Origin of the sequence: Streptomyces sp. (assembly GCF_050698815.1) — a bacterium.
In the GTDB taxonomy this organism is placed as follows: Bacteria; Actinomycetota; Actinomycetes; order Streptomycetales; family Streptomycetaceae; genus Streptomyces.
Map to the genome: position 1 here is coordinate 1 of NZ_JBOHCV010000318.1, position 8953 is coordinate 8953.

9 protein-coding genes and 1 pseudogene are annotated in these 8953 nt (G+C 71.4%); 2 read left to right on the plus strand and 8 right to left on the minus strand.

All coding sequences use genetic code 11. The features are described from left to right. The 3 genes and pseudogenes from ACRDP3_RS11600 to ACRDP3_RS11610 all read right to left on the minus strand — a co-directional run. A pseudogene (locus ACRDP3_RS11600) lies at positions 1-196 on the minus strand (tRNA-specific adenosine deaminase); the annotation flags it as partial. Between the two features lie 43 nt (positions 197-239). Beyond that, positions 240-788, minus strand: a complete 549-nt coding sequence (locus tag ACRDP3_RS11605) for a hypothetical protein (protein WP_431516807.1) — start codon at positions 786-788, stop codon at positions 240-242. Between the two features lie 225 nt (positions 789-1013). Then, positions 1014-1253 (minus strand): hypothetical protein, encoded by a 240-nt coding sequence (locus ACRDP3_RS11610; RefSeq protein WP_431516808.1) that lies wholly within the window; start codon positions 1251-1253, stop codon positions 1014-1016. A gap of 89 nt (positions 1254-1342) precedes the next feature. On the opposite strand from ACRDP3_RS11610, the gene upp reads away from it, so the two are divergent. Next, entirely contained in the window at positions 1343-1978 is a 636-nt protein-coding gene (upp, locus tag ACRDP3_RS11615; RefSeq protein ID WP_431516809.1) for a uracil phosphoribosyltransferase, read from the plus strand. A gap of 40 nt (positions 1979-2018) precedes the next feature. On the opposite strand, the gene ACRDP3_RS11620 is transcribed toward upp, so the two are convergent. The 3 genes from ACRDP3_RS11620 to ACRDP3_RS11630 form a co-directional block, all read right to left on the minus strand. Beyond that, on the minus strand, positions 2019-2711 hold the full coding sequence (locus ACRDP3_RS11620; RefSeq protein WP_431516810.1) for a LytR C-terminal domain-containing protein: 693 nt from the start codon (positions 2709-2711) through the stop codon (positions 2019-2021). A gap of 110 nt (positions 2712-2821) precedes the next feature. Beyond that, positions 2822-3118: a type II toxin-antitoxin system VapB family antitoxin gene (locus ACRDP3_RS11625; RefSeq protein ID WP_028430606.1), complete on the minus strand. Its 297-nt coding sequence runs from the start codon at positions 3116-3118 to the stop codon at positions 2822-2824. Between the two features lie 92 nt (positions 3119-3210). Then, complete coding sequence (locus tag ACRDP3_RS11630; RefSeq protein WP_431516811.1) at positions 3211-4797, minus strand: M28 family peptidase; 1587 nt, start codon at positions 4795-4797, stop codon at positions 3211-3213. A 257-nt stretch (positions 4798-5054) separates the two neighbouring features. Here ACRDP3_RS11630 and ACRDP3_RS11635 point away from each other — a divergent pair, with 257 nt between their 5' ends. Further along, positions 5055-7334, plus strand: coding sequence for a terpene synthase family protein (locus ACRDP3_RS11635; RefSeq protein WP_431516812.1), 2280 nt, complete (start codon positions 5055-5057; stop codon positions 7332-7334). A 92-nt stretch (positions 7335-7426) separates the two neighbouring features. Here the strand turns inward: ACRDP3_RS11635 and ACRDP3_RS11640 are convergent, their stop codons facing one another. Beyond that, complete coding sequence (locus ACRDP3_RS11640; protein ID WP_431516813.1) at positions 7427-7900, minus strand: hypothetical protein; 474 nt, start codon at positions 7898-7900, stop codon at positions 7427-7429. 63 nt (positions 7901-7963) lie between these two features. Next, on the minus strand, positions 7964-8953 hold a 990-nt coding region (locus ACRDP3_RS11645), incomplete at its 5' end, for a sensor histidine kinase (protein ID WP_431516814.1).

Sequence of the window (8953 nt, forward strand, 5' to 3'; positions counted from 1 at the left end):
GCCCCGTGCCCAGCACCGCGCCGTCCGGTCCGAGCACGACGGCGCCCACCGGGACGTCGCCGGTCTCCGGCGCCCGTACGGCCGCGCCCAGGGCGTGGCGCATGGGCGCCAGCCACGGGTCGCGGACGGGGTCGGGCGCCGGGGCCGGCGCGGGGTCCCGCGCGGGGTCCGGTACAGGAGGGACGGCGTCGGTCATACGGCCAGTGTGCTACCGCGGACTCCTGGCCGGGTGTCCCGGCCTACCGCACCGCCTCCAGTACGTCGGTGCAGCCCAGCGCGTCCGCGATCTCATTGAGCGCGTCCTCGGGCGCGAGGGCGATCAGGGTCTTGCCGGTCATGCCGAGGTCGGCGAGCAGGGCCGCGTCGCCGATCGGGCCCGGCGGAGCGCTCTCCGCCGGTTCCGGTTCGGCCTCGTCCCCCTCGACCGGATCCTCCACCGGCTCCGGCTCGCCGTCCTCCGTACCGTCGAGGTCGACGAGCTGGTCGAGCGCGTCCGGATCTTCCGGTTCGCGGCCCAGCAGCTCGTCGGAGAGCAGGATCTCGCCGTACGAGCTGCGCATGGCAGCGGCGGCGTCCGAGACGAAGACGCGCGGGTCGTCCTCGCCCTCGACCCGTACGACCCCGAACCACTCGCCCTCCTGCTCGATGCAGGCGAGCACCGGCTCGTCGTCGGTCGCGGCCTCCCTGGCCAGTTCGGCCAGGTCGGCGAGGGTCTCCACATCGTCGAGCTCCGTGTCGCTCGCTTCCCACCCGTCTTCGGTGCGCGCGAGCAGTGCGGCGAAATACACCGTGACTCTCCCACTGTTCTGAGGTGCCCGATGGCTGCTGACGAGGACTTCACCCCGCCCCATCGGAATCGTGGCAGAAACCGCGGCTGTGGGGAGGGTCTTCGGCAGTGCGTCGTGCGGGTGTTTGCGCGGATCTCACAGCTGGGCCCGGGAAGAACAACACACGGTGACCATTCTTCAACCGACTGTTGACCTTGCCGATGGTCACAGCAGCCCGCCGCTGCTTCACCAGCGGAACGTCCGCATTCGCATCGCCTGCCGCAGACGAGCACTGTGTGCGCGGCGCGGCTGAACGCGTTCGCGCAGCTCCTTGGCCTCTTTCCGTTCCCGGAGGAAGCGCGCCCGGCGGCGGAGCCGGTCGGCATCGGGTGTGGCGGATGCGGAAGATCTGGTGGTGCCGCGCCTGCTGGGCCGGGCCTTGCCGCGGGCCTTCTCGGCGTTCCTCGGGTGCTGTGCGTCAGACATCTGTACACCTCCGGCTACCTGAACACCTTCCCCCGCTACGTCGGGGTACGCCAGTACGAGCCGTACGCCTCCTCCGCTACTGTCGTCGGATGCGGATTCACGTCGTCGACCACCCGCTGGTGGCGCACAAGCTCTCCACCCTGCGCGATGAGCGCACCGACTCGCCGACCTTCCGGCGTCTCGCCGACGAGCTGGTGACCCTGCTCGCGTACGAGGCCACCAGGGATGTCCGTACCGAACAGGTCGACGTCCGCACTCCGGTGACGGACACGACCGGCGTGCGGCTGTCGCACCCGAGGCCCCTGGTGGTGCCGATCCTGCGGGCGGGGCTGGGCATGCTGGACGGGATGGTGCGGCTGCTGCCGACGGCGGAGGTCGGTTTCCTCGGCATGATCCGCGACGAGCAGACGCTCCAGGCCTCCACCTACGCCAACCGGATGCCGGACGACCTGTCCGGGCGTCAGGTGTACGTGCTGGACCCGATGCTGGCGACCGGCGGCACGCTGGTCGCGGCGATCCAGGAGCTGATCCGGCGCGGCGCCGACGATGTGACGGCGATCTGCCTGCTGACGGCGCCGGAGGGCGTACGGCTGATGGAAGGTGAGCTGGCCGGCACGCCGGTGACCGTGGTGACGGCGTCGATCGACGAGCGCCTCAACGAGAACGGTTACATCGTCCCGGGGCTGGGCGACGCGGGCGACCGGATGTACGGGACGGCGGGCTGAGCGAGCCGTTCGGTTCGGCTGTGGGGCCGTGGACGTCCCGTCAGTTCTTGCAGCGCGAGCTCGAGGACGACGGAGCGGGGGCGGCCAGCGCGGTCAGCGCCGCCTCGGCGTCCTTCTTCTTCGTGAGCTTCTTGTAGGCGTCGCCGATGACGAGATCGACGTCGGCGCTCTCGCGCTCGTCATGACGCGTGTCGGCACCCTTGAGCTGGGTTCCCAGGACCTTCAGGGCGGCGCTGGTCTCCGCGCTGGGGGCACCCATCAGTACGCCGGCGGGCTTGACCTTCTTGTCGAGCCCGGCCGGTGCGTTGGCGACCTTGCCGATCCTGAAGCCGCGCTCCTTCAGTTCGTCGGCGGTCGACTTGGCCAGACCGCTGCGGCCGGTGGCGTTGAGGACGTTGACCGTGATGTCACTCGGGTCGGGGAGCCTGGCGCCCTGGTCCTTGTCCTGCCCGGACTTCCCCGATTCCCCCGGCTTCCCCTCCCCCGGCTGAGCCTTCGCCTCGGTGGCGCAGGCCTTGCCGTTGGCCTGGCTGCTGGACGCGCTGGCCGGACTGCCGCCCGAGAAGACGTCGATGAGCTGGAGCGTTCCCCACCCGGCCAGGCCGAGGCTGGTCACCGCGGCGACGGCAGCGAGCACAATCCTGCGACGGTTGCGGGGGCGGCGCATGCGGGGGTAACGGTCACCCGTGATGCGGTACTTTCCGCCCATGCCGGGGGGAGTCAGCATGCTCATGGGCGCAGCGTAATGCGGGATGAACCCGATGCCTACTAGATGATCAATGACAACGGCGTGCCGCCCCCGAAAGGACGAGTGGGAGTGCTACGGCCGGGCCGCGCAGGACGTCAGTCCAGCTCCAGCACGCGGGCGTGCAGCACCTGCCGCTGCTGCAGGGCGGCCCGTACGGCACGGTGCAGCCCGTCCTCCAGATAGAGGTCGCCGCCCCACTTCACGACGTGGGCGAACAGGTCACCGTAGAAGGTCGAATCCTCGGCGAGCAGCGTCTCGAGGTCGAGCTGTCCCTTGGTGGTGACGAGCTGGTCGAGGCGCACCGGGCGTGGGGCGACATCCGCCCACTGGCGGGTGCTCTCCCGGCCGTGGTCGGGGTACGGCCGCCCGTTTCCGATTCGCTTGAAGATCACACGGAAAGCCTACCGGGCCCGCGGCACCGTGCGCAGCCTCCTCTCTCTCTTGCCGGGTGCCGTGCCGCGGGTCCGGAACGCTGACGACCTGGTTACGGAAGGGTGCTGACGTCGTGTGCGTAACGGCCGACGGCGTTGGCCATCACCTTGACGTTGACGTCGAAGGCTTTCTTGTCGATGTTGTCCAGGTCGTCGCACGCCATGTGGTAGCAGCCGTCGTACGCGGCGTCCGCCGTGCCGCCCCACAGTTCCCGGTGTGCCTCGGTCTTGATGCCGTCCCCACCGGTGAAGGTGCCGCCCGCGGGGATGCCGGCCTCGATGAACGGTCCGTAGTCGGAACGGCCGGTGAAGTCGGTGCCACGCATCTCCTCGCCGCGGCTGCTGACGAAGTCGGTGATGTCCTTCTCCAGTTGGGCGGAGCCCTCCGGACCGGGCCCGGCGCCGACGCCGTCGGAGTCGTCACCGTCGTAGGCGAACAGGCCGTAGTTGGGCGACGCGATCATGTCGAAGTTGAGGTAGAGCGCGATGTCGTCGCGGTCCGCGGCGGAGAGCCGGCTGACGTAGTGCTCGGAGCCCAGGAGGCCGAGTTCCTCGGCGGTCCACAGCGCGAAGCGCACCTTGTTCCTGGCCTTGCCGTCGTGGCCGTTCCCGTGGTCCGTGCCGCCGGCGGCGGCGAACTGGAGCGCGGTCTCCACGATTCCGGCCGAGCCGGACCCGTTGTCGTTGATGCCTGGCCCGGCGGATACGGAGTCGAGGTGGGCGCCGAGCATCACCACGTTGCGGGCGTCGCCGCCAGGGGTCTCCGCGATGACGTTGGGAGTGCTGCGCTCCTCTTGGAACTCCCGCAGTTCCAGGTTCACCGTGACCTCGCCGGCTTCGACGTCGGCGGCCATCGCCTCGCCGTCCGCCATGCTGACGCCGCCGGTGGGGATCCGCCCGGCGGCGGGGTCGCCGATGGTGCCGTTCAGATCGCCGTCGACGTTGTTGTAGACGATGGCGGCGACGGCGCCGGCATCGGCGGCCGCCGCCTGCTTGTCGGCGAAGGTGCAGCCGCCGCGCCGGATCAGTGCGATACGGCCGTCGAAGTCGCCGGAGGCGTAGTCCGCGGCCGTGCAGCCGGTGCTGCCGTCCGCGTCCGCCGGCACGGCGGTGACGGCCGCTTCCGTGCCGCCCTCCGGAGTGCTCTTCGTGTACGTCATCAGCTTGATCGGCACCTCCCCCGGGTCGGGGGTACGGACCGTCAGCTTCTCGGCGAGGGTCTCGACATAGGTGAAGTCGAAGTTCTGGTAGGTGACGTCGTAGCCGGCCTCCTTCAACAGCGCGCCGGCGTACTTCGCGGACCGGTCGTGGCCGGGGGAGCCGGCCGCGCGGTTGCCGTCGCTGCGCTGGGCGATGGCCTGGAGGGCCTTGAGATGCCGCATGGCGCCCTTGGCGCCGGTGCGCCGGACGAGCTTCTTCGCCAACTGCTCGCCGTCCTTGGCCGGGTTGCCGCGGACTGAGGTGGCAGCGTCGGCGCTCCCGTCGCCGGTGGCGGTGGCGGGGGAAGCGGCGGCGGTGAGGATCAGCGGTGCCGCGATGACGGCGGCGGCCAGCGCGGCGAGGGAGCGGCGCCGGTGTGACGGGCCGGCCGGTCTGTGCGGGCCGGCCGGTATACGGGTGCTGCGGAGCGGAGCGTGCACAGTCGGGGTCCTTCCGGTGGTTACGGCGGGGACAGCACTGTTCGGCGGGGCGTACTCCGCGTCCGGGTTGCGGACGCGTCGTAGGAAAGCTAGCGGCCCGTGGGCCCGCTGGGAACGTGCGTGCAGGTGTCAACTCGTGCGCCCACGCCCTATTTGTATGACTGTTGAGGGCCGCGGGTAGCCCTCCGTCGCCTCGGGTAGTGCTGAGCCGATCGGGTGCAGCACCGTCGGGAAGCGTCGAGAAAGGCCGGGCACCGGTGACAGCGAAAGAGCCCTTCGAACTGCCGGACTTCTACCTGCCGTACCCGGCCCGGCTCAACCCGCGGCTGACGGCGGCCCGCGAGCACTCCACGAAGTGGGCCCGCGAGATGGGGATGCTGGAGGGGTCCGGCATCTGGACGCAGCGGGATCTCGACGCGCACGACTACGCCCTGCTCTGCGCCCACACCCACCCCGACGCGTCGGGGCCGGATCTCAACCTCGTCACCGACTGGTACGTGTGGGTCTTCTTCTTCGACGACCACTTCCTGGAGATCTTCAAGCGCCCGCAGGACCGGGAGGGCGGAAAGGCCTACCTGGACAGGCTCCCGGCGTTCATGCCGATGGACCTGGCCACCGAAGTGCCGGAGCCGACGAACCCCGTCGAGGCCGGCCTGGCCGACCTGTGGGCCCGTACGGTGCCGAGCATGTCCGCGCAGTGGCGGGCCCGCTTCGCCGAGAGCACCGAGAACCTGCTCAACGAGTCGCTCTGGGAACTGGCCAACATCAACGCCCACCGCATCCCCAACCCCGTCGAGTACGTCGAGATGCGCCGCAAGGTCGGCGGCGCGCCCTGGTCGGCAGGTCTCGTGGAGTACGCGGCGAACGCCGAGGTCCCCGCAACGGTCGCCGCGTCGCGGCCGCTTCGGGCCCTGCGCGACGCCTTCGCCGACGCCGTGCACCTGCGTAACGACCTCTTCTCCTACCAGCGCGAGGTCGAGGACGAGGGGGAGAACAGCAACGGCGTCCTGGTGCTGGAGACGTTCCTGGAGTGCACGACCCAGCAGGCGGCCGACGCCGTCAACGACCTGCTCACCTCGCGGCTCCAGCAGTTCGAGAACACCGCCCTCACCGAACTCCCCCCGCTCTTCGCACAGGAGGGCCTCGATCCCTCCTCGTGCGCGAAGGTGCTCGCGTACGTCAAGGGGCTGCAGGACTGGCAGTCGGGCGGGCACGAGTGGCACATGCGCTCCAGCCGCTACATGAACAAGGGCGCGGCGGGCGCGGCCGTGGCGCCCGGTCAGTGTGCCGTGCCGCGCCCCACCGGTCTCGGTTCGTCCGCCGCGCACCTGATTCCGGCCACCACCGCCCGCGCCGAGTCCGCCCGCGCCCGCGGCTTCACCCACGTCCCCTACGCGCGCGTGGGACCGTCCCGGCTGCCCGACTTCGCCATGCCGTTCACGACCCGGCTCAGCCCGCACCTGCCCTCGGCCCGGCGCAACGTCGTGGAGTGGGCACACCGGATGGGCCTCCTTCAGCCGCAGCCGGGCGTGCCCTTCTCGCACGTCTGGGACGAGCGCAGGCTCATCGACATCGATCTCCCGCTGTGTGCGGCGGGCATCCACCCGGATGCGTCGCCCGCTGAACTCGACCTGAGTTCGGGCTGGTTGGCCTGGGGCACGTACGGCGACGACTACTACCCCGTGGTCTACGGGCGCCCCCGCGACCTGGCCGGCGCGCAGGCGGCCACCGACCGGCTGTCCGCCTTCATGCCCGTCGACGGCTCCCTCCACGGCACCCTCGGCAACCCCGCCACCCCGACGCCGGCGAACGCTCTGGAGCGTGGCCTCGCCGACCTGTGGGCCCGTACGGCCGGCCCGATGACGCTTCCGGCGCGCCGGGCGCTGCGCAAGGCCGTCGAGGACATGACGCGCGGCTGGCTGTGGGAACTGGCCAACCAGGCGCAGAACCGCATCCCCGACCCCGTCGACTACATCGAGATGCGCCGGCTGACCTTCGGATCCGACCTCACGATGAGCCTGTGCCGGCTGGCACACGGCCGGCAGGTGCCGCCCGAGATCTACCGGAGCGGCCCCATGCGTTCACTGGAGAACGCCGCCTCCGACTACGCGGCACTGCTCAACGACGTCTTCTCCTACCAGAAGGAGATCGAGTACGAGGGCGAGGTGCACAACGGCATCCTCGTCGTGCAGAACTTCTTCGACTGCGACCACCCGACCGCCCTCGCCGTCATCGACGACCTGATGAACTCCCGCATGCGGCAGTTCCAGCACGTCGTCGCACACGAACTCCCCGTCCTCTGCGACGACTTCGGCCTCAGTCCCGAGGCACGCCGGACCCTCGACGGCTACGTCACGGACCTGGAGCACTGGCTTTCGGGCATCCTCACCTGGCACCAGGGCTGCCACCGCTACAAGGAGGAGGACCTCCGGCGCCTCCCGGACCCGACCGCCGGCCGGCCACGCCGCATCGACGTCCCCACCGGCCTGGGCACTTCGGCCGCCCGCCTCCTGCTGCCGTCGGGGCTCGGCACGTAGCCCGGCGCCGGGTCAAGCCCTGCCGCGCCGTGCGGGAGCCGGCGGCCGCGGCCCCCACAGCGTGCGGCCGCCGGCTCCGGTCGGGGCGGTCGTCAGCGCTTGCTCTCCTTGCCGCGCCCGTTGTTGTTGTCCTCGCACCAGGTCCGCACCTTGTCCAGGTCCTTCTGCCGGTCCTTGAGCCTGGGGGCGACGGCCTTCCGGTCCTCGAGCCGGTTGGCGAGGTAGTCCGCGATGGGGCCGTGCCCGGCCTTCTTCGCGTTCTCGATCCGCTGCTCCAGCCGGGCGACGGACCCGCGCTTCGCGGCCTTGCCGTCCAGCCGGCGCAGTACGCGGTCGATCCGCTTGTCGATCTTCGGGGCGCGCTTGCACAGCTTCCGGGCGCCGTCCCTCTTGGGCTTCTCCGACTTCTCGCCCTTCTCCGCCTTCTCGGCCGCGACAGCCGACGTCGCCGACGTCCCCTGCGCCGCATCGCCGTCCGACGCGGCGACCGCGGTCGCGGCGCCCCCCGTAACGAGCAGCGCGGCGACGGTGGAGAGGGCGATGGTGGTGCGCTTCGTTGTCCTCATGACGTGTTCTCCTCCGGTCGTTCGGTCAGCACGTGGCCGGAGTGCCCCGCGCGGTCGCCGACGCTAAAGACCGTCCTTGTGAATTCCTTGTGGCCCGGCGGCCGTTCCGATCAGCCAGTCCCGCTGTGCGGGCAGGGAGGGGGCCGGCGGCGCGAGCGGGAGGCGAACTTCCACGCGGGTACCGCGACCGCCCGCCGGCCGGTCCCGCACCTCGACGGTGGCCCGGTGCAGTGCGGCCTGCTGGGCGACGAGGGTGAGGCCCAGCCCGGAGCCGGTGCTGTCCGGGCCGCGCCGGAAGCGCTCGAAGACCGCCGCGCGGCGCTCGGGCGGGATGCCCGGACCGTGGTCGTCCACCGTCAGCACCGCGATCGGTCCGGCGGGTGAGGTGTCCGCGCGCAGGCCCACCTCGACGGGGGAACGCCGCCCGTGGACGAGGGCGTTGGCGATGAGGTTGTCGAGCAGGGACCGCAGTCCCGGTTCCCAGCCGTGCGCGGTCAGTCTCCCGGCGCCGGCGGTGGACACGGTGACGTCGGCCGTACGGTCCCGGCGACGCGCGTCCGCGACCGCCGCCTCGGCCACCTCCCCCAGGTCCAGCGGGCCGAAGGCGTCCGCCTCGACGAGGTCGCCCTGGCCCAGTTCCCTGAGCATCACCAGCAGGCCCAGCACCCGGGTGTGCTCCTGCCGCAGGTCGGCCAGCACCTCCTCGCGGTCCTCTCCGCCCAGTCCGGGGTGGTCGGTGAGGATCTCCAGGTTGGTCTGCATGCTCATCAGCGGTGTCCGCAGTTCGTGCGCCGCCGCCGAGGAGAAGGACCGGGCCGTGGCCAGCGCCTCACGGGTGCGGGCGGCCTGTTCGTCGTAGCGGGCCAGCACCGTGGCCAGCGTCGCGGCGAGGTCGTCGACCTCGGTGATCCGGGTCGGTGTGTGCGCGAGCCGTGTGGTGTCCGCGCGCGGGTCGAGGCCGCTGGTGCGCTGCTGCAGCCGGCGCAGCGGGCGGCCCGCGCGGGACGCCGCGGCCCCCGCCAGCAGCGCGGACACCGGGGCGGCCAGGAGGGC

What these genes read in the sequence shown, in the direction of transcription:
- upp (WP_431516809.1), top strand. Translation starts at nt 1,343, where the DNA reads ATGCGGATTCACGTCGTCGACCACCCGCTGGTGGCGCACAAGCTCTCC.
- ACRDP3_RS11610 (WP_431516808.1), bottom strand. Translation starts at nt 1,253, where the DNA reads ATGTCTGACGCACAGCACCCGAGGAACGCCGAGAAGGCCCGCGGCAAG.
- ACRDP3_RS11620 (WP_431516810.1), bottom strand. Translation starts at nt 2,711, where the DNA reads ATGAGCATGCTGACTCCCCCCGGCATGGGCGGAAAGTACCGCATCACG.
- ACRDP3_RS11640 (WP_431516813.1), bottom strand. Translation starts at nt 7,900, where the DNA reads ATGAGGACAACGAAGCGCACCACCATCGCCCTCTCCACCGTCGCCGCG.